General features: G+C 60.3%; 18 protein-coding genes and 1 pseudogene. 6 read left to right on the top strand and 13 right to left on the bottom strand.

Translation table 11 applies throughout. The features are described 5' to 3' along the window. Positions 1-41: 41 nt before the first annotated feature. A complete protein-coding gene (locus GDH07_RS13770) occupies positions 42-1457 on the bottom strand; it encodes an amino acid permease (RefSeq protein ID WP_152897894.1) in 1416 nt (471 codons plus the stop codon). Between the two features lie 244 nt (positions 1458-1701). On the opposite strand from GDH07_RS13770, the gene GDH07_RS13765 reads away from it, so the two are divergent. Continuing rightward, positions 1702-2505, top strand: a complete 804-nt coding sequence (locus GDH07_RS13765; RefSeq protein WP_152897893.1) for a phytanoyl-CoA dioxygenase family protein — start codon at positions 1702-1704, stop codon at positions 2503-2505. Positions 2506-2585: 80 nt separating this feature from the next. Here the strand turns inward: GDH07_RS13765 and GDH07_RS32305 are convergent, their stop codons facing one another. The 7 genes from GDH07_RS32305 to prpR all read right to left on the bottom strand — a co-directional run bounded on the left by GDH07_RS32305 (position 2586) and on the right by prpR (position 9969). Then, on the bottom strand, positions 2586-3071 hold the full coding sequence (locus GDH07_RS32305) for a LysR family transcriptional regulator (protein ID WP_178124063.1): 486 nt from the start codon (positions 3069-3071) through the stop codon (positions 2586-2588). 10 nt (positions 3072-3081) lie between these two features. After that, complete coding sequence (locus GDH07_RS13755; protein WP_152897892.1) at positions 3082-3762, bottom strand: polysaccharide lyase family 7 protein; 681 nt, start codon at positions 3760-3762, stop codon at positions 3082-3084. Between the two features lie 101 nt (positions 3763-3863). Beyond that, on the bottom strand, positions 3864-4421 hold the full coding sequence (locus GDH07_RS13750) for an ATP-dependent Clp protease proteolytic subunit (RefSeq protein WP_053129701.1): 558 nt from the start codon (positions 4419-4421) through the stop codon (positions 3864-3866). A gap of 90 nt (positions 4422-4511) precedes the next feature. Beyond that, a complete protein-coding gene (locus GDH07_RS13745; protein WP_152897891.1) occupies positions 4512-4844 on the bottom strand; it encodes a hypothetical protein in 333 nt (110 codons plus the stop codon). A 476-nt stretch (positions 4845-5320) separates the two neighbouring features. Beyond that, positions 5321-5824 (bottom strand): DUF4142 domain-containing protein, encoded by a 504-nt coding sequence (locus GDH07_RS13740; RefSeq protein ID WP_152897890.1) that lies wholly within the window; start codon positions 5822-5824, stop codon positions 5321-5323. A gap of 322 nt (positions 5825-6146) precedes the next feature. After that, the gene (locus tag GDH07_RS13735) at positions 6147-7757 is read right to left on the bottom strand and encodes a long-chain fatty acid--CoA ligase (RefSeq protein WP_152897889.1); all 1611 of its coding nucleotides are present in this window, start codon (positions 7755-7757) and stop codon (positions 6147-6149) included. Between the two features lie 244 nt (positions 7758-8001). Beyond that, positions 8002-9969, bottom strand: coding sequence for a propionate catabolism operon regulatory protein PrpR (prpR, locus tag GDH07_RS13730; RefSeq protein WP_152897888.1), 1968 nt, complete (start codon positions 9967-9969; stop codon positions 8002-8004). A gap of 329 nt (positions 9970-10298) precedes the next feature. On the opposite strand from prpR, the gene mdlD reads away from it, so the two are divergent. The 3 genes from mdlD to GDH07_RS13715 all read left to right on the top strand — a co-directional run bounded on the left by mdlD (position 10299) and on the right by GDH07_RS13715 (position 14703). After that, complete coding sequence (gene mdlD / locus GDH07_RS13725; protein WP_343038230.1) at positions 10299-11705, top strand: NAD(P)-dependent benzaldehyde dehydrogenase MdlD; 1407 nt, start codon at positions 10299-10301, stop codon at positions 11703-11705. A gap of 278 nt (positions 11706-11983) precedes the next feature. After that, the gene (locus GDH07_RS13720; protein ID WP_246195956.1) at positions 11984-13294 is read left to right on the top strand and encodes an NADH:flavin oxidoreductase; all 1311 of its coding nucleotides are present in this window, start codon (positions 11984-11986) and stop codon (positions 13292-13294) included. Positions 13295-13713: 419 nt separating this feature from the next. After that, entirely contained in the window at positions 13714-14703 is a 990-nt protein-coding gene (locus tag GDH07_RS13715) for a helix-turn-helix transcriptional regulator (protein WP_164485021.1), read from the top strand. A gap of 229 nt (positions 14704-14932) precedes the next feature. Here GDH07_RS13715 and GDH07_RS13710 read toward each other — a convergent pair whose 3' ends face one another. Next, positions 14933-15790, bottom strand: a complete 858-nt coding sequence (locus GDH07_RS13710; RefSeq protein ID WP_152897886.1) for an SDR family oxidoreductase — start codon at positions 15788-15790, stop codon at positions 14933-14935. 260 nt (positions 15791-16050) lie between these two features. Next, a pseudogene (locus tag GDH07_RS32850) lies at positions 16051-16143 on the bottom strand (con-10 family general stress protein); the annotation flags it as partial. Positions 16144-16465: 322 nt separating this feature from the next. Here GDH07_RS32850 and GDH07_RS13700 point away from each other — a divergent pair. Further along, positions 16466-16648, top strand: coding sequence for a hypothetical protein (locus tag GDH07_RS13700; RefSeq protein WP_152897885.1), 183 nt, complete (start codon positions 16466-16468; stop codon positions 16646-16648). A 124-nt stretch (positions 16649-16772) separates the two neighbouring features. Here GDH07_RS13700 and GDH07_RS13695 read toward each other — a convergent pair whose 3' ends face one another. From GDH07_RS13695 to GDH07_RS13685, 3 genes are all read right to left on the bottom strand, one after another. Then, positions 16773-17018 (bottom strand): hypothetical protein, encoded by a 246-nt coding sequence (locus tag GDH07_RS13695; protein ID WP_152897884.1) that lies wholly within the window; start codon positions 17016-17018, stop codon positions 16773-16775. A 216-nt stretch (positions 17019-17234) separates the two neighbouring features. Beyond that, positions 17235-18263 (bottom strand): LLM class oxidoreductase, encoded by a 1029-nt coding sequence (locus GDH07_RS13690; protein ID WP_246195955.1) that lies wholly within the window; start codon positions 18261-18263, stop codon positions 17235-17237. Between the two features lie 17 nt (positions 18264-18280). Further along, the gene (locus GDH07_RS13685) at positions 18281-18904 is read right to left on the bottom strand and encodes a glutathione S-transferase family protein (RefSeq protein ID WP_152897883.1); all 624 of its coding nucleotides are present in this window, start codon (positions 18902-18904) and stop codon (positions 18281-18283) included. A 126-nt stretch (positions 18905-19030) separates the two neighbouring features. On the opposite strand from GDH07_RS13685, the gene gcvA reads away from it, so the two are divergent. Then, positions 19031-19921, top strand: a complete 891-nt coding sequence (gene gcvA, locus GDH07_RS13680; RefSeq protein ID WP_152897882.1) for a transcriptional regulator GcvA — start codon at positions 19031-19033, stop codon at positions 19919-19921. The last annotated feature ends 84 nt before the right edge of the window (positions 19922-20005 follow it).

Below are 20005 nucleotides of genomic sequence, written 5' to 3'. Positions count from 1 at the left end.
GTTGCGCGACAACGCGGCTTGCGCCGAAACGGCAACAGACCCTAGGGCACGGGGTCGGCCGGGACCGGCTTGCTCACGGCGTCCGGCTGCTTGCCGGCCCGGGCGATGCACAGCCAGTAGCCGATGGACAGCAGCGCCAGCCAGCCCAGCCCGACGAACAGCGAGGTGCGGGTATCGGGGAACCAGGCCAGGACGCCGAAGATGAACAGCATGAAGGCGATGCCCAGGGCCGGCCCGACCGGCCAGAGCGGCACCGGGAAGGCCAGGGCGGCGACCTGCTCGGGCGTCATGCGCCGGCGCATCATGACCTGGGACAGCAGGATCATCAGCCACACCCAGACGATGGAGAAGGTCACCACCGCCACCAGGATCAGGAACAGGTTCTCCGGTGCCAGGTAGTTGAGCAGTACGCCGGCCAGCAGCGCCAGCGACATCACCGCCACTGTCATCCAGGGCACGCCGAAGCGCGACAGGCTGGCGAAGCTCGCCGGCGCCTGGCCGTTCTCGGCCATGCCGTACATCATGCGCCCGGCGGCGAAGATATCGCTGTTGATGGCCGAGATCGCCGCCGAGATCACCACGATGTTCAGCAAGGCCGCCGCCGACTCGATGCCCAGGGCGCTGAAGATCTGCACGAACGGGCTGCCTTCGCTACCCACCTTGGACCATGGGTAGATCGCCATCAGCACGAACAGGGTCAGCACGTAGAACAGCAGGATCCGCAGTGGCACCGAGTTGATTGCCTTGGGTATCGCCCGTTGCGGTTCCCTGGCCTCGCCGGCGGTGACGCCGATCATCTCGACGCCGCCAAAGGCGAACATCACCACGGTGAACGAGGCGACCAGCCCGCCGATGCCATTGGCGAAGAACCCGCCATGGCTCCACAGGTTGCTGATGCCGGACTGGACCTGGGCCGCCCCGCCGGGCTGGATGCCCAGCAACAGGATCGCCAGCCCGCCGAGGATCATCGCGACGATCGCCGTGACCTTGAGCAGCGACAGCCAGAACTCCATTTCCCCGAAGACCTTGACGCTGCACAGGTTCAGCGCGCCGATGACGCACACGATGCCCAGGACCCAGATCCAGCGGGGCGTATCGGGAAACCAGAAGCCCATGTAGATACCGAACGCAGTGACGTCGGCCAGGCACACCACCAGCATCGAGAAGGCATAGCTCCAGCCGGTGAGAAAGCCGGGAAAGCGTCCCAGGTACTGGCTGGTGTAGTGCCCGAAGGACCCGGATACCGGGTCGCGCACGGCCATTTCGCCCAGGGCGCGCATCATGATGTAGATGGCCGCGCCACCGATCAGGTAGGCAAGCAGGACCGAAGGGCCGGCCAATTGGATGGCTGCGGCGGAGCCGTAGAACAACCCGGTGCCGATGGCCGAACCCAGGGCCATGAAGCGAATATGACGGGTATTCAGGCCCCGCCGCATGGAAGGCTGTTTATCGTTCATCTCAAGTAACTCCTGATTGTTCTTATTATTCGGGCGTCAACTGCCGATGATGAAACGCAAGGGGCCGGTGTTCCTGTGCCGGCAATGGATGAGGGGAGGCAGGCAGGGGTATTAACTGGGCAAACTCCAGGACTGGCAACCGATTGGTTATATAAAGTGCCTATATTGATGAATAAGTAATCTGTCGTTTACGGGAAAAGTTCAGGGCCTCGATACTGGATCAAAACAACAAGAGGCTGACTTGATGAATCCGCAGATCGAAGAGTTTCAACGCAATGGCGCCATTGTTCTGCGTGGGGTCTTTGGCGACTGGATCGAGCGCTTGCGTGAAGGTTTCGAGCAGAACCTGGCCGAACCCAGCGCCTTCGCCATCGAGAACGTCGGCAGTGGCGAAGGCGGGCGCTTCTTCGAGGACTACTGCAACTGGCAGCGTATCCCGGCGTTCCAGGACTTCGTGCTGAACTCGCCGGCGGCGGCCATCGCCGGGCAGTTGATGGAGTCGCAACAAGTGCAGGTCTTCCATGACCACATCCTGGTCAAGGAGCCCGGCACCTCCAAGCCCACGCCCTGGCACCAGGACCTGCCTTACTACTGCGTCGATGGCTTGCAGACCGCCAGCTACTGGATTCCCCTGGACCCGGTGACCCGCAGCAACACCCTGAGCGTGGTCCTGGGTTCCCATCGCTGGCCCAAGCCGGTACGGCCCAAGAGCTGGGCCAGCAACCAGGACTTCTATGGCGCCACCGACGACCACACCGGCGAGAGCCTGTTCATGGACATGCCGGACGTGGACAACGGCCAGTACCAGATACTCTCCCCGGAGCTGCAACCGGGGGACGCCATCGTCTTCGACTTCCGCACCGTGCATGGCGCCGCCGGCAACACCGGGAGCGGCCGTCGACGGGCGTTCTCCACCCGGTTCATGGGCGACGACGTACGTTACATCCAGCGCCCGGGACGCACCTCGCCGCCATTTCCCGGCATCGACCTGAACGATGGCGATCGCATGCGTGAAGACTGGTTCCCGGTGGTCTGGCAGCGGGGGTGATTCAAGGCCAGCGCAGCGCGCACATGGCGCTGCGCCTGGCTAATCTCCATGCCAGTGGGGTTGGCCGCCAGAGTCGCGAGTTAGTCCTGGCAGACACGGCGCAGCCACTGCAGCAAGCTGCGGCTGCGCGCGCGCAGAGGGCTGTTTTGCCACTGGTAGACCGCCAGCGCCTCATCCACCTTGATAGACTGCTCGAGCGGGCGGATCAGCTCGCCGTTGTCGATCATTTTCTCTGTGGTGCGGCGCCAGCCCAGGGCGAAGCCGACACCTTCGACGCAGGCCAGCTTGCGGCGCAATTTCTCGGTCTTGGTGGCCAACTCCAATAACGCTGTCCTCACTGCATCACGGAACTCTTTGCCTGTAGCGGTGAGGAACACCCTGCGGTTACTGCGAGTGAGCAAGGTGGTGTCCAGGTACTGCTCCAGGGCGTGGATCTGCTTGCGGATGGCGGCCTGGGCCAGGCACACCACCGAGGTGGTGATCGGCAGCCAGCGCAGGTACGAGGAGGTGAGCGCGAGGATCAGCAGCACCCTACCGAGCACCGCGACCCAGATCGTGAAACTCATGGGGTTCGCTTCAAGCCAGCGTATGGCTGACTTGCAGCTCACTGATGATGCACACCGAACCGTCGCTGGCGGGGGTGCTGTCGCTGTAGTCGACCTGGTTGTAGACCCCGCCGTGGAAGTCGAAACGGTGGTCGTTCCAACTACTGTCCAATTGCCCTGGAGTACTGGCGCTGGTGACGCCGTTGCAGGTCACCACCACCAGGACCAGGCCAGCGGTGGTGGCGCTCAGGGTGATTTCGAAGGGAGCCTGCAACGGTACGTTGGTGGCGATGATGCGGGTGGCCGGTTCGCCCTGGTTGAAACTGGCGCGAAAGCCCCAGGTGATCCTGCCCTTGTTCCAGAACACCTTGACCGCCGGACTGTCGTCGTCCTTGACGTGCATCTGCGAGATCACCACCTTTTGCGCCGAATTGACCTGCTCCAGGCGCATGACCTGGCGGTTGCCATGCAGGTTGGCGCTGGCCAGGGACCAGTACAGCGGCTCCTTCCATTCGCAGCGGGTGCGGTGGGTGCTCTTGCTGGAGGCACCACGGGTCGGCGCGCTCATGCGGATCGAGCCGTCGGGCAATTGGCCGATGACCTGGGGCACCCGGGCCAGGGCCTGGGCGCCCATCAGCTCCAGGGCCACGGGGTTGCTCGGCGAACTGGCCACCGGGGTAGTGATCATGAAGGGAAGGATATCGACTGCCATGGGGAACTCCTCGTCGCTGCAAGCGGCTTGTGGATCGGGGCCACTCAAGGGATGACGCCATAGGCCAGCGGCCGTTCCCGCAGCCTGCCGGGTGGTCGCGCCTAGGCACCGCTGACCTTCCAGTGCTTGAGGTCGTCGGCGAACACGGGCTGGCGCACCTCGTGGGCGATACCGTAGGCCAGCGACTCATGGGCGGCGATGACCTTTTCCTCGGCCGACAGGCATTTGAAGATGTCCAGCTGGGTCTCGGCGGCCGCGGTCTCGATCTCGTAGATCTTCACGTAGCGCGCCAGATCGTTGTCCAGGCTCGACAGGTACTCGCGCAGGCGCTGGTGATCCACCGAGCTCTGGCTGAAGTACCAGTTCATCGGATGGATCAGGAAGCGTGAATGAGGCGTGGTGATGCGCCGGTTGGCCGCCAGGAACAGGATGATCCCCATGGATTCGATGTTGCCCGCATTGATCGCGCACAAGGGCACCGGCAAGGACTTGAGGAAGGTATAGAGGGTGAAGCCGAAGTTGGTGCTGCCGCCGGTGGTCGACAGGTTCAGCAGCAGCGAGCTGGCGCCTTCTTCGATGGCTTGCAGGCACGAGTCGCGAAAACGTTCGCTGGTGCTCTGGTCGATCTGGCAATGGAAGTGAACGATGTGTTCGGTCATGGGGCTCTCTCTCCCTGGCAGCGAGGCTGCCACACGGCCTGGGCACGGCGATCGCATGGAACAACCGCCGTAAGTGCCCGATGCCGGAACCTAGCGCCCGGTATTCAACAGCGGCCGTGGTGGCTGTTGGCGCTGACGAGGCTGGGCGGCGGTGAAGGGCAGGAGCGTGGGCGCTTGGGGCTCGTCTTCGGCGAATTCGTGGTTGATCAGCTGCAGGTGCTCGTTGGCCTCGTGGAGCCTTTCCTCGGCCCTGTTACGCAATAGATGGTAGCGCTCGAAGGTGTCGAGATCGGGCTGTGCTTGCTCGAGCAGTGCATAGGCCTCGCGGTTCAGGTCGTGGGCCTGCTTGAACAGGCGCTGGTTCTGTTCGAGGGCGAATTTGCGGCAGGCGCGTAGCTGCAAGCGCTGGTGAGTGCTGTACATGACGTCGTCCCTTTTCCTTGAGTGAGTGGAATGTGGCGTGATCGCTGCGCAGGGTCGCGGCGTGTGGCGAACGCCAGTCCGGCAATGTGCTTTGTCGTACACCGGTAATAATCTGACCGGGTGGCTCAAGGGCCGACTGCAAAAATAGTTATTTGAAAAACCGTTGTTTCAAGCGCTCGACTCTGGGTTGGAAGATCGACTTCTTCAATCAGTAGCGCCAGATAGCGCGACAAGGGCGCAGTTGAACTGCAAGGCGATGGCGAGTCTTGCAGGAACAGTCCAGGGCCCCCTGGTCCTCGACCGGCAAGCCTGGGCGATGCATGGTGGCGAGGCGCTGAGCAGGTGGGCCCTCGACTTGACCGTACATGCAGCCATTGCCGGTCCTGGCAGCAGATCACCGCGGTGAACCAGGGGCTAAAACCGGGCAGCACGCAGCCGCACGGCATGGCTGCGTGATGTCCGGAGCAACCACAGCGTCATTTGGCGTGCTGGGTCTGCAAGCGCTTGGCCATGTCAAGGTGCATGCGCAGTTGGGGCAGGGTGCTCTGGGCGAAAGCCTTGAGCTGGGCATCGTCCTTGGACTGCGACTCTTTTTCGAACAGCGCCACGGTTTTCTCGTGGGCCTCGACCTGGCTATCGATATAGGCCTGGTCGAAGGACTCGTCGCGCATTTCCAGGATCATCTTCTTCGCCCGGGCGGTCAGCGAGGCCTCGTCCGGCACCTTGATATCGAGCTTGTGGGCCAGGTTCATCAGTTCCTGGTTGACCTTGGTGTGGTCGTCGACCATTTGCTGGGCGAAGGCCTTGACGTCGGTGGCGGTGCTTTTCTCCAGCGCCAGCTTGGCGCTCTCCACCTCGTTGATGCCGCCCTGGGCCGCTTCGTCGACGAAGTCGCTGCTGCCGGCCGCCAACGCCAAGCCACAGCCGCTGGCGGTCAGCAACAACGACAGTCCCAGTTGGCGCATGAGTTTGTGGTTCATAAGGTTCTCCTTAGGGAGGGCGCGACAAAGGCGTCGCCCTACTGTTGAGCACGGGGCATGGCCAATGGTTTAGTTTTTTCGCCCCATGCTCAAAGCGCCGCCGGCGGGCGCAGGTCTCGCGGGGCGGCAGTGTGGCGAAGCGGGTATTCATGGAACCTTGGGCAAGCGAGTGCGTTGAGCAAACTTGAATCCCCATCTCTGCTCGATACCGGTAAAACGAAAACCCCTGATTTCCAGGAGAAAATCAGGGGTTTGGTATTTTGGCGACGGCAGCGCAAACCACGCGAAGGTGGTTTGAGCGACGCCGTAATCAGTGTCTCGGTCAGTGCTGCAGCTCGGTGGCGAAGTGTGCTCGCAGCGCCTTCTTGCTGACCTTGCCGGTGGCGGTATGGGGGAGTTCGTCCAGATACTCGCAGCTATCCGGCATCCACCATTTCGGAATCTTGCCGTCCAGAAACGCCAAGAGTTCTTCGTGAGTGGGGGCCGTAGCGGCGTGCTTGGGCACGATGATCAAGAGCGGCCGTTCGCTCCAGCGAGGGTGCGGGATGGCGATGACCGCAGCCTCGGCCACTTGCGGGTGGGCCATGACGGCATTCTCGATCTCCACGGAGCAGATCCATTCGCCACCCGACTTGATCACGTCCTTGATGCGGTCGGTGATCAACATGTAGCCGCGCGGGTCGATGGTCGCCACGTCGCCGGTATCGAACCAGCCTTCGCCGGGGGCTTCTCCGAAATATCCATTGCGAACCCAGGGGCCTCGGACTTGCAGCGAACCCGCGGCCTGGCCGTCGTGGGGCAGGGCGCGCTGGGCTTCGTCGACGATGCGCATCTCGATGCCGAACAATGATCTTCCCGACTTGAGCAACTGCTTTGCCTGGGCCTCCTCGGTCAACGCGTCATACCAGGGCTGGCGTCGGTTGTAGCTGCCCATTGGGCTCAGTTCGGTCATCCCCCAGCCGTTTTCCAACATCACGCCGTGGCGTTGCATGGCTTGGATCAGTGAAAGCGGGCATGCGGCGCCACCGCTGACTGCGCGTCGCAACGAACGGATGGTGCCGCCCTGGGTATCGAGATACTGCGAAATGTTGGCCCAGAGGGTCGGTACTGCAAGAGAAAGGCTGACCTTCTCATCATTGATCAACTTGACCATGGCCCCTGCATCGCCGACCCAGGGGCCCGGCAACACCAGCTTGGCGCCCACCATCGCTGCGTTGTAGGGCATGCCCCAGGCATTGACGTGGAACATCGGCACCATCGGCATGACCACATCGAGCGCCTGCAACCCGACATTGTCGGCCATGTTCTGGGCCATACCGTGCAGCACGGTGCTGCGATGGCTGGCCAGCACGCCCTTGGGGTCACCCGTGGTGCCGGAGGTGTAGCACAACCCGCTGCTTCGATGTTCATCGAGGTCGGGCCAGTCATAGTCTTCATCGTGCGACTTGAGCAACGCCTCATAGCTGACGAGATTGGGCAGCGTGCTGGCAGGTAGCGCGTCAGCCGTGCAAAGCACGATATAGCAGCGCACGCTGCTGATTTCATGCTGGATGCTTTCCAGCAGTGGCACGAATTGCGGGTCGACGAATAGCAGGTAGTCCTCGGCATGGCGAATGATGTAGCTGACCTGCTCGGGAAACAGCTTGGGGTTGATGGTGTGGCAGATACGCCCTGAACACGGGATTGCATAGTGCAATTCGAAATGCCGATGGTTGTTCCAGGCCAGGGTCCCGACCCGTGCATCCGAAGGGCAGCCCAGGGTATCCAGTACATTGGCCAGGCGGCCTGCGCGAGCGAATGCCTCGGCGTAGGTGTATCTGTGCACCTGGCCGTTGGGGAGCAGAGAGACAATTTCGGTATTGGCGGCAAGCATGAGCGCTTGCCGCATGATGGCGGTGATACTCAGGTTGAAGTTCATCATCATGCCCAGCATCGGCACCTCCTGCCTTGTTTTTGTATTGAGTAGGGCTGCGCACACGAGGGTGCCAAGCCGAAACTGCCGGGAGCAAGTGCCATGCCAATATGCCGGGCGAGGTTTTAATTGAGATTTAATTCCTTTTAAATCATGTAGTTGATGATTTGCCTGAGTGATGCCTTGACGCTGGAAAGGCATTCGCCGGGCGTTTTTCATTTCATTGCTGAAATAAAGTTCAAGGTTGAAAGAGGGTGCTGGCCTGCTAGGTGGACTTCATGGCGCGCAGCCGTCTCCAGAGCGTGGTGCGGCTGATACCCAGGCGCTTGGCTGCTTCGTCCATATCGCCGGCACAACGTTCGACCATTTCACTGACGCGAGCGCTTTCTTGTGCACGGCTGAGGCTGCGCAAGTCCTGGGCTGGCTGCGGCTCGGCCATTGTGGAGGTTTGGGTCGGCGACGACTCGAACAGTTCGTCGAACAGCGTCCGCAGCTCCAGCGACGCGTTGCCGTCCTGGAGCACATTGGCCGATAGCACCGCTCGCTCGACGATGTTCTCCAGCTCGCGGATGTTGCCTGGCCAGCTGTGCTGCTGAAGATGAGGCATGAGCCGCTCGAGCAGAGCGTGGGCAGCCGTGCTGGCCGCTGTCCGCGGCGATAGCTTGGCCAGCAGGAACTGGGCGAGCATCGGTATGTCTTCAGGGCGTTGGCGCAGCGGGGGAATGACCAGGCGCAAGATGTTCACCCGGTAATAGAGGTCCTCGCGGAACTCACCTTCGCGGACCCGCGCGCGCAGGTCCCGGTGGGTGGCGGCAATCACGCGAATGTCTACGGGTGTGGGTTCGGTTGCTCCCAGGCGCAGTACTTCACGCTCCTGCAGCACCCGCAAAAGGCGAGTCTGCAGCGTCACTGGCATGTCGCCTATCTCATCGAGGAACAGGGTTCCCATGTGGGCGTTTTCTATCAGGCCTGCCTTGCCGCCCTTGCGTGATCCGGTAAAGGCGCCTTCTTCGTGGCCGAAGAGCTCGCTCTCCAGCAGTGACTCAGGAAAGGCCGCACAGTTGATGGCAACGAAGGGCCCGGACTGGCGGGGGCTGGCGTTATGTATGCTTTGGGCCAGGAGTTCCTTGCCGGTTCCACTTTCACCCTGGACGAGCACCGTGGCGTCGGCGGCTGCATAGCGCTGGGCAAGGTCCAGCATGATGCGAAAGCCAGGGGCCTGGCCGAGCATCTGCTCGAAGCGATATCGGGCGGTGAACTGCCTTGGCTTGACCTGGCTGCGAATGCGTCGCTCCGTGCGCTGAATCGCGTTGGCTTCCTGGCAGGTAATCACCAGCCCATCGGGCCTGCCGTTTTCGATGATGGGGCTGACGTTGGCTGCCAGTGTCCGGCCGCCGATCTTGAGGATGTGGCTTTCTTCTGTGTCGTCGCTGAATTGGACGTGGCTGATATCGAGGCCGGGAACGACTTCGTTGAGCGGCCGTCCGCGCGCCCAATCGCTGGTAATCCCCAGCAGGGACGCCATGCGTGGATTCAGCGATTGGACGGCGCACTCGGCATCCACGGCGATCACGCCATCGGATAGATTGCGTAACACGGCATTGAGGCGCTGTTGCTGAATGAGGCTCTGCTGGCGGCTTCGGCAAATCGCCAGGGCATCCTCCATGGCGCGCCGCACTGTATCTGCGTTAAGCACCAGGACACCCTGTGCACCCGCCGCCTCGGCAGTTTCCACCGCTGTAGAAGAACCCACCACCAGGCGATAGCCGTCATCCACCAGGTGATGGATCTGTTGGCGGGCGTCCTCGTAGCTGCTGTAGGTGACTTGACGGATGTCGACGGTGAACAGCGACGACATCGCCTGGAGTGCGGGATGCTCGTGCTGGAAGCTGACGATGCCCACTTTGGTGGCTCGCGCCCGGGCCAGGTCGAGCGCGCGAATAAGGTCGTACTCCCCCATGCGAATCGACAAGACGGCGGTCGAGAGGTGCCGCCTGAGGTACTCGGATGTTGCTCCCGAGCCGATGATGACATCGACATCCCCCCTGGCCTCCAGAGCGCGCCCGGTTTCGAGCAGTTGGTTGACCGTAGTCTCGACGACCTCTATGCGGGCTCGACCGTAATAGTCCGGGATCACCTGTTCGACTATCCGCGCCATCCGGCTAGGGCCCTCGGGTAGGCGAAGGTGGGTGATCAGCGCGACCACCCTGGGCAGGTACTCTTCATTGTGCATGTGCGGCTTCCATGGTTTTTTCTATAGTGAAAGCGGTGTTTCAAATCTGCAATGCGCAATCGGTCCAGGGTCTTGGTCGAACTCTGAGAAAATAATGCAAGTCATTGATATTTATTGAATAAATCTAATATCAAAAAACTGGAACGGCTCTTGCTTTGAGGGTTCTGCTGCCCCAGGTGAGTTTCAAGGCGCGATGTACGGCGCTTATCTCACGGGGCCTGCCTTTGGGCGGACCAGTATCCGCATACTCCTAGCGACACATGCTTGGCAGGTATCGCTGGTGTTCGCTCAGGGGGCTTGGGTAGGGACCCATCTTCTGGGCAGGGAGTGTGGCAACAGCTTGCTGTTTTCAAGCGGCAAATGATCGCTGCCCCCTTGCTCCGGTCGCTACCAATCGAACCTGTAACTCCAAGAGATATACATCCATGAATTATCTGTCCCCGACGACGATCGACTCGCTCTTTTCAGCCCAGAAGGCTTTCTTCGCCACCCGCGCGACAGCGGACGTCGGTTTTAGAAAGGCGGCCTTGAAACGGCTCCGCGACGCGGTGGTCGAGAACCAGGAGGCCCTCTACTTCGCTCTGGCCGAAGACCTGGGTAAACCCAGGGATGTGGTGGACCTGGCCGAAATCGGCGAGGTTCTGCACGAAATTGATTTCGCCCTGGCAAACCTGGATGAATGGGTCGTCCCCGAGCTTGTTCCGACTCCGGACATCATTGCTCCATCGCAGTGCTACATCGTCCAGGAGCCTTACGGCGTCACTTACATCATCGGCCCGTTCAACTATCCGCTGAACCTCACCCTGACGCCTCTGGTCGGCGCCATCGTTGGCGGCAATACCTGCATCATCAAACCCTCGGAGGCCACTCCCGAGACATCGCGGGTCATCGAGAACATCATCGCTGCCGCATTCGCCCCTGAATACGTCACGGTCGTTCAAGGCGGGCGAGACGAGAATACCCATCTGTTGAGCCTGCCCTTCGACTTCATCTTCTTCACTGGAAGTCCAAACGTGGGGAAGGTGGTAATGAAGGCGGCGGCGGAGCACTTGACGCCAGTTGTGCTGGAGCTTGGGGGTAAGTGCCCGCTGATCGTCCTGCCTGATGCGGACATCGACCAGGCGGTCGATCAGCTGATGTTCGGCAAATTCATCAACAGCGGCCAAACCTGCATCGCCCCTGATTACCTCTATGTCCATAGCAGCGTCAAAGACACCCTGCTGCAACGCTTGGTAGAACGGGTCAAGGTCGAGCTGCCAGAGGTCGACTCCACCGGCAAGATCGTGACCGCGCACCAGGTTGCACGCTTGGCTGCTTTGATCGAGGAAACCCGTGGCCAGGTCCTGGTCGGTGCCCGGGCCGACATGGAGAAGCGCTCGTTCAGTGCCACGGTGGTGGACAATGTCCGGTGGGACGACCCGTTGATGGCGCAAGAGCTGTTCGGGCCGATCTTGCCGGTGCTCGAGTACGATGAGGTGCCCACTGCTGTAGGCCTGATCAACAAGCATCACCCGAAGCCGTTGGCGGTGTATGTATTCGGCAAGGACATCGACCTTGCCAAAGGCATTATCGACCAGATCCAGTCGGGCGATGCGCAGGTCAATGGCGTGTTGCTGCACGCGTTCTCCCCGTACCTGCCTTTTGGCGGTATCGGTGCTTCGGGCATGGGTGAATACCATGGGCGCTTTAGCTACCTCACCTTCACTCACAAAAAGTCGGTGAGGATCGTGGCGTAAGCATCAGGGCCAAGCGCACCGCGTGTGCTTGGCCGCTGACGCTCTTGATCAAATCAGGGCGATCACCAAGCTAACCAGGAATTTCCGGTGTCGGGATCTGTGGATGGTCCCGCAGATCACTGCAGATATGGGGCTAGTAAAGATCGTCTAGTTGCGCAATCGAAAACGAAGGTTTTGGATTGGTTTGTCATTTACTGACATGACATGACGCTTGTGGTCATTTTCTCGATGCTTCGCTTTACCTAAATTATCAATTTCTGATTGTGCAGGGGCGAATCATGAATGTGACTATTTTAAATACACCAGATGTGAATGTATCTCGTGTCCTATGGCAGCCAATGTCGATTGGGACTTTGGAAGTGTCTGGGCGTATCTTCAAAACAGCTACTCATGAAACGTTGGCCAGTGACAAAGGATTTGTTACCTCTGGAATTCTGGACTTCTATCGGCCAATGGCAGAGTCCGGGTTGCCACTGATCATTACCGGTAATATTTTTGTTTCCTGGCAGGGGAAGTCTGGCGGTAGGCAACTGGCATTAGATGATGATGATAAAATTGCTGGAATGAAAATCCTTGCGGATATGTGTCATCAATATGGAACCAGGCTGTTTGCCCAGCTTAACCATGGAGGCTCGCAAATGCGTACTCCGGCAGAAGGAATTGCCGATTTGCCGGTGACTTCTACCGGGCGTTTGCATCCTACCTTGTTGAGCCTGTCTCGATCCTTGCGTGAGGACGAGTTTCCGCGCTTGATAAAGTCATTTGCCGATGCAGCAGAGCGAGCCAAGAAAGCTGGCTGCGATGGTGTTCAGATCCAGATGGGGCATGGTTACTTGATCAGCCAGTTCTTGACCCCAGGAACTAATCGTCGCACAGATCGCTATGGTGGAAATGCCGAGAAGCGTATCGCGCTGGCCCTGGAAGTGTATCGGGCAGTCCGTGAGCGCGTAGGAGGCGACTTTCCTGTTATTGCGAAGTTGAATGGTCGTGATGACCGTCCTGGGGGAGTCGCTCTAGAGCATCAACTTGAATTGGCAAAAAAATTGGAAGAAGAGGGGCTCGATGCCATTGAAATCACGCGAGGTCATTTTTCAACAATCCCCAGTACGCTGTCTGGTCAATGGTCAGGCTTTCTGAAGCGTCAGGTCACGGTCGGGATGGCGGCAAGTTTTCCTATCTGGCAACGTTGGTTTATGCGTCTTGTCGGCGTGTTCATGGAACCATTTCTCAATCGTTTTTATCCACGTAAGCAGGGATTCAACATCGACGAGGCACAGCATTTCACCAGGGTTCTAGATATTCCAGTTATTAGTTGTGGTGGCTTTAACGACAAGCAGGCAATGGAGAGTGTTATCAAGTCGGGAAAGGTTGCTGCTATTTCCATGGGGCGTGGGTTAATCGCCAATCCATACTTTTACCAACACGTCTATAATCCAATAGCCGACGCACCGGTGTGTAGCTACTGCAATAAATGCATTGGCAGCGCTGGCGGGGAGTTGGGTGTAGGATGTTTTGATTTGGAGGTTAAGGAAAAACAAGTGGCGATGTTGGAAAGCGCTTTGTCGCGGCGAGAATCTACTGATTTCTAGTGGCTGACTTATATGTAGAGCAAGTCAGCGTCAGTCAAGTCTATTGGCTGGTTTTCCTTTCTGGAACTCATTCACTTATTACCTGGTGACGGTGTTGCGGCAACCGTTGTCAGCGTTTATCAATCCCGATAATCCTGTTAGTGGGTTCTCCTGAGTCTATTGCGGGTAGCCTGTGGGTCCTTGCGTCAGATAGTCCTACCTTGCTGGCTATGGCATTCAGGAATGACTTTCAAGCGTGGTCGCTTGAGCTTCCCGGTGTATATTTCCAAGCTTGGTGGCGGGTCTGGATGGCTGTTTTTGTGCTTGCAGCCGGTGCAGCGTTATTGTGCGTCGCATAGCAGCGGATTTAGGTAGGCTTGCCTATGATCCTCCGGTGCTTGTACATAACGATTTGGAAACACTGGCCGGATTTGCATGCGATGACTTCCTTCAATACCCATGATATTGCTCGACTGGCAAAAGTGGCCACCCTATGCGGTTTCGACATGGATGCCTTGCTGGCTGAGATAGGTGTTTTCGCATCAGCCTGTTCCGGTTCGGATGGTAGTTGGGATGCTGAAGCGCTAGGTCGTTTGTATGCGGCAGGTCTCAAGCTATCGCTACAGGACCATTTTCCATTCGTGTTGGGTGAGCTTTTCCTGTTTGACCGTATACCGGAGGCGGATATTTTCCTGGCAACTAGCGCTACGCTGCAGGAAGCGTTATCCATTCTTTGTTATTTGCCGTTTCTGTTACAGCCAGACACCCTCATATGGACTGAAGTACATGGTGACGAACTTCACATATTCTCTGAGTTGCAGCAGTCAGGCTTGCGCCTGGCCAATCCAGGGTTCATCGAAACGGTGTTCGTCGTGATTTGGCGGCTGATAAGGCAGGTGGCTCCTTTCAGCGATATTAAGAGTTTGTGTTTCAGGCATGAGTCCCTACAGTCTGCAACTCATTATTCTCGGCAATTCGGCAGCGCTCCCATCTTCGCGGCTTCCTTCAATCGACTGACTCTGGCTAGCGATTGTCTACTTCAGCCCCTTTGCGGCGCATCCCCGGGCTTGCACGCTCAGGCCAGGCTTCTTTTAGAGAAGAGGGTTCAACGCCAAGGGCTACGTGGGCGCTTGGAGCAAGTCGTGGAAGTGATGGTCAAGCAGCACCCAGCCACGTCTCTGCTGGATGTGTGTGAGCGGCTGGGTTTGGAACCGCGGAGTTTGCAACGACGACTCAAGGAAGAGGGCGTGACCTTCAACGAAGTTCATGCCAGGTCGCGGTTCTACATGGCCAGGCTGCTCTTGAGCGACCCTGGCATCGATATTGAATCGATTGCTGAAAAGCTGGGCTTTGCTGATCGCCACAGCTTTTCCAGATCTTTCAGCAAATGGGCCGGGATATCGCCCAGTCGCTATAGGATCCAGGGATAAGGCGCCGTACGGAACAGTCAAGCGTTCGCTGCTTGAGGCTGGGTTTATTCCTGAGATTTGCTGTAGCGCTATCCGACTTGATTCGTCATCCCCGTGATGCCTTCGAGCATCGCTTCAGGGCAAAAAAACAGCAGGCCACGCGGCTGATCAGTGCCCGTGGGCGCGGCCTCCAGCAGCGCTCTCCACAAACCCTTGAGATTCGAGAAGGCACAGCCGGCAGGCCGTTTTCCTAGAGGATAGGCTTGCCGCCGGTGACGCCCACCCGCGAGCCGGAGATGTAGCTGGCCTCGTCGCTCGCCAGCAGGACATAGATGGGCGCCACCTCCACTGGCTGGCCCGGACGGCCCAGGGGCGTCTGCTCGCCGAAGTGGGTGACAGCTTCTGGCGGCATGGTGGAGACGATCAGCGGCGTCCAGATCGGGCCGGGGGCGACGCTGTTGACTCGAATGCCACTGGCTCTCAGCAGTTGCGCCAGGCCGGCGCTGAAGTTGGCGATGGCGCCCTTGGTGGTGGCATAGGGCAGCAGGGTGGGCTTGGGGGCGTCGGAATTGATCGAACTGGTGTTGATGATCGAGCTGCCGGGTGCCATGTGCGGCACCGCGGCCTGGCAGATGCGAAACATCGCGGTGATGTTGATATCGAAGGTCCGTACCCATTCTTCATCGGTGATGTCCGCCAGTTCATGGTGGGTCATCTGGTAGGCGGCATTGTTCACCAGGATATCGATGCGCCCGAACTGCTCCACGGTCTTGGCGACTATATCGCGACATTGCTGTTTGCCCGCCAGGTCGCCCGGCAGCAGCAGGTATTCGCGCCCGGCCTGTTCCACCCAGCGGGCGGTCTCGCGGGCATCTTCGTGTTCGTCCAGGTAGGCCAGCGCCACATCGGCGCCTTCCCGGGCGAAGGCGATGGCCACCGCCCGGCCGATACCGCTGTCGGCCCCGGTGACCAGGGCGATCTTGCCGGCCAGGCGGCCCGAACCCTGGTAGCTTTGCTCGCCGCAATCGGGGTAGGGCTCCATGGCGCCTTGGGCTCCGGGAACCGCTTGCTGCTGGGAAGGAAAGGGTGGTCGTGGATAGGATTTCATGGGCATCTCCGAGTAGCTGGCCAGTTACCGGCCGCCCAGGGGGATGCCTGGACAGCCGGGCACAGGGCAAGGGATTCAGCGGACGGTTCGGCTTCAGTGGGTGCAGGTCGGATCTTGCAGCCGCGTGCTGTTGGCCCTGTATGAGAAAAGAGGCGGGGCCGTGCATGGCCCCGCTGGTTGGACGCTCAACTGCGGCCGCCGCCACTACCGCTGCGTCGACTGCCCTGCTTGCCGGCACCGGACGCCTTGTGCCGGTCGCCGGTGCTGTGGCCGCCCGAGGCCTGTCCGCCTTTCCTGCCTGCTTCGGAGGCTTTTTCCCGATCGTTGGCAAAGTTTCCAGGATTGGGATGTCCGGTATTAGCCATGGTTGAAGACCTCTTGCTAATGGAAAGTTACGCCCGTAATCAAACCGGGCATTTATTGGGAGGCCGATGGTTTTTAAAAGGTCGAAATGATTGGGTAAGGGGCGACGAATGGTTTATTGGCCAGAACAAGCCACTTAAGCCAAGGGCGAGTCTGTCTTTACGCATATATGCAAGCGGCGCTCAAGTTCGTTATTCGTCTAATGTTCCGCTCATCATCTGAATGACTTTGAACAATACGATCAGGCGCTTTTCAAACATGGCGAGGGATCTTTTATCGAATAATGCAATGCATCCAGTGCAGGAGGCGTAAATGAAAGATCGAAGCTTAACCCGTCCCCGGGGCCCTGCTGGCGCTAGCCGCGGCCTGGTGGAGCAGGACCCGGGCCCGGGCTTGACCGACGACCAGCGGGTCCGCCGCGAGGACCAGCCGCGAGCGCAACCGGGACCCCGGGTCGAACCCGGTCCCGCGGATCAGGAACGCCTCGAGCCCTGATCAGCCAGCTGGGGCTCCCGTTCCAGCAACGCCAGGACGAGGGACTCACAGTCCAGGGCATTGACCTCGGCCAGGATCTCTTGCAGATAACGAATTCTGCTCGGCCATGGCGGCGTTGGCCGGTTCATGACATGCGCGAAGACTGCCGGGAAACCACCATCTCTTCGAGGATCTCGCGCACCAGTCGATTGATGCCCGATTCCCCGTGGTAGTGGCTGCGGTCGATGTTGGCAATGGTGAACTGGTTCGATCCTGGCGCCAGGATGTCCAGCGAGAGGCTGCCGTCGGCATTGATCACGCAGTTCACGCGACAGTTTGGCAAGCGCTGGGCAAGGGCCGTCTCGACTTCGAACTTGCTTAGGGTGTCCATGGGCTTTTCGGCTTGAGGTCATGAGCAAATCAAGACTAGCTGAGTAGCCCAGGCTGTAAATGCTGTCAGGCTGATAGCAAAGTCGCTGGTATTGAACGCCGCAGCTCATCCGGAGCAACTTTGAACTTGCCTGCAAGTTGCCGCTTGTTGATCGCATGGCAACGAGAATCACCCATTGCGGCTCGCAGGAAGTTGCTCCGTTTTGCCTCTACTGCGCTACCAGCGGGTATCTAGCGCTGGAGGACCGGGATGGGAGGGGAAATGTGGCAGTACCTCCTCGGCCAGTTCCTGAATGACTTCGGCCACCGGGCGCTGGGAGAACTGGATGCCCAGCGCGGCGTGGTTGACGCCAGCCTCTTGCCATTGCTCCAGCAACTGCAAAAGGCCCTTGCGTCCGGTGCGCAAGACGAAGCCGCCGTTGAGTGGTGTGCGGGGATGGTCGGGATCGTCCACCAGGTCCAGCCATTCGTTGGTCATGTGCGGGCGGAAGCCGCCGTCGGGAATCAGCTGGCGCCAGGCACGGATCTTCTCGGCCAGTTGTCGTGGCCCACTGGCGGTGTGGGTGGCGAAGGGGTAGGTCAGCCAGCCATCGGCGTGCCGGGCGATCCACTCCGGCGATTGTCCCGAGGAGCTGGTGACGATCAGCGGAATCGCGCCAGTGCTGGGCTTGGGCAGCAGTTCGGCGCCGGCGAAACGGCCCAGGGGCGAATCGATGGCCTGCGGGCCGTCGGCCATGACTTGGCGAAAGTACTCCACCGCCTGGGCGAAGCGCTGGCCTCGCTCGGCATGTTCCAGGCCGTAGGCCGGGAACTCTACGGGCCGATCCCCCGAGGCGATGCCCAGCACCAGCCGGCCACCGGACAAACGATCGAGGCTGGCGGCCGACTTGGCCAAATCCAATGGGTGGCGCAGGGTGAAGATCGCGCTGCCGGTGGCCAGGGCAATTCGCTGGGTCCGGGCGGCGAGGAACGAGAGGTAGGCGAAGGGCTCGAACAGTTGCCCGGCATCGCCGAAGGTCGGATCGAACAGCGGTACGTCGCGTACCCAGACGGCGGCAAAACCCTGACGGTCGATGGTCTCGACCCAGTCGGCTTGCCCGGCCAAGACCTGCATGTCGCCCTGGTAGAAGCGCAGCGGCAGGAACAGGCCGAGGGTCAAGCGCCCGGGAGCGAACATGCGCCGGTAGCCGGGGTGCCCATGAAAATTCGCCGTCGCTGGGGCGCCGTTGTTCAGGGTGCTCTGCATTGTTTGTCTCCTGTTGCTCATGCGCCGCTGGCGGGTGCGGGAATGGTTACGCCCAAGCGTACGGCGGGACGTTGCGCCACTCGGTCGTGCCAGGCGCTTAGGTGGCGGTGCTGGCTGAAGTCGAAATCGATGATCCGGGCGATATGGGTCCAGCCGAAATGGGCGATGTCGGCGATCGAATACTGGTCCGCGGCCAGGTAGGGGTGTTCAGCCAGGCGAGCGTCGAGTACCGCGAACAGCTCCTCGCTCAGTCGCCGGTAGCGGGCGATGGCCGCGGGCAGTTGCTGCTGGGCGAACAGCTCGAAGTGCACTCGTTGACCGAGGATCGGCCCAACGCTGGAGGCATGAAATTGCAGCCACTTGATGGTTTCCCAGCGCCCGACCGGGTCCTGGGGCAGAAGACTGCCGCCGCGTTCGGCAAGGTAGAGCAGGATGGCCGCCGACTCGAACAGGGTGATGCCGGTCTCGTGGTCATGGATCACCGGGATCCGGCCATGGGGGTTGAGGGCGAGGAACTGCGGATGGTGCTGTTCACCGGCGTCCAGGTTCACCGGGTGCAGGCGGTAGGGCAACTGCAGCTCATGCAGGGCAATGGTCACCTTGAAACCATTGGGTGAGCTGTCGGTGTACAGATCGAGCATCGTCGAGCTATCTCCATGGGTTGAGTAGAGCTAAAGTTATGTATGCCGCTGCCCGGGGATCTTCCTTTTGCATCAGGTGAATAGGAAACGATTTAAACTACCCTCCTTGTTTAGAAGAGCTAAACCATGAATCCAGTCCTGCCATTGCTGGCATTGCGCGCCTTTGCCGAAGTCGGCCGCCACGCCAGCATCAAGCATGCCGCCCAGGCCCTGGGGGTGACTTCGGGTGCGGTCAGCCAGCAGATCCGCCAACTGGAGGAGCGGGTCGGCATGCCGCTGTTCATTCGCCGGCACCAGCGCATGGTGCTGACCGAAGCGGGCAGCAGGGTCCACCCACAATTGCTGGCGGCTTTCGAGCAGATCCAGGGAGCCTTGTGGACCCTGGAAGCGGACCGCATCCGGAGCACCGTGACCATCAGCACCGTGCCGTCCTTTGCTGCATCCTGGCTGGTACCACGACTGGGGCGCTTCACTTCCCTGCATCCAGAGATCGAGGTGCGGGTCGAGGCGTCGGCGGCACTGGTGGATCTACAGCGTGACCGGGTCGATATCGCCATTCGCCATGGCCTGGGCCACTACCCGGGGCTGGTAACGGAACCCCTGCTGGCGCCGGTGTTGCTGCCGGTCGCAGCGCCCGCGCTGCTGGCTGATGGCGAGCCCATTCGCGAGCCAGCCGATTGCCTGGCCTGGCCGCTGCTGCAAGATACCGATCGAGCGGATTGGGCCCTATGGCTGGCGGCCCATGGGGTCGCCGCGGACCTGCGCGCCGAGCGCGGTACGGCGTTCGAGGATGACTACCTGCTGATCCGCGCGGCGGCGGCCGGTCAGGGGCTGGCGTTGGTGCCCCAGGAATATGCTCGCGAGGAGATTGCCGCCGGGCGCCTGGTGCAGGCCCTGGACAGGCCCTGGCCAGCGCGTTTTGCCTATTACCTGGTGACCCAGGCGCAAGCTTGGCGACGGCCCGAAGTGGAGGCGTTCATGGCCTGGATCAGGCAAGAGGCCAAGGCCTCGGCTTGAAGCGCTGGCCGCAGGGGCGAAGAAAGTCCGGGGCTTGCCCGTCGCGTTCCAGGTCGCAGGCTATGCTCAAGCGACTGTGGCTGC

Source organism: Pseudomonas piscis (genome assembly GCF_009380155.1).
Taxonomy (GTDB): Bacteria; Pseudomonadota; Gammaproteobacteria; order Pseudomonadales; family Pseudomonadaceae; genus Aquipseudomonas; species Aquipseudomonas piscis.
Note: the sequence above shows the minus strand (reverse complement) of the source record. Positions and strands in the feature narration are given on the sequence as shown.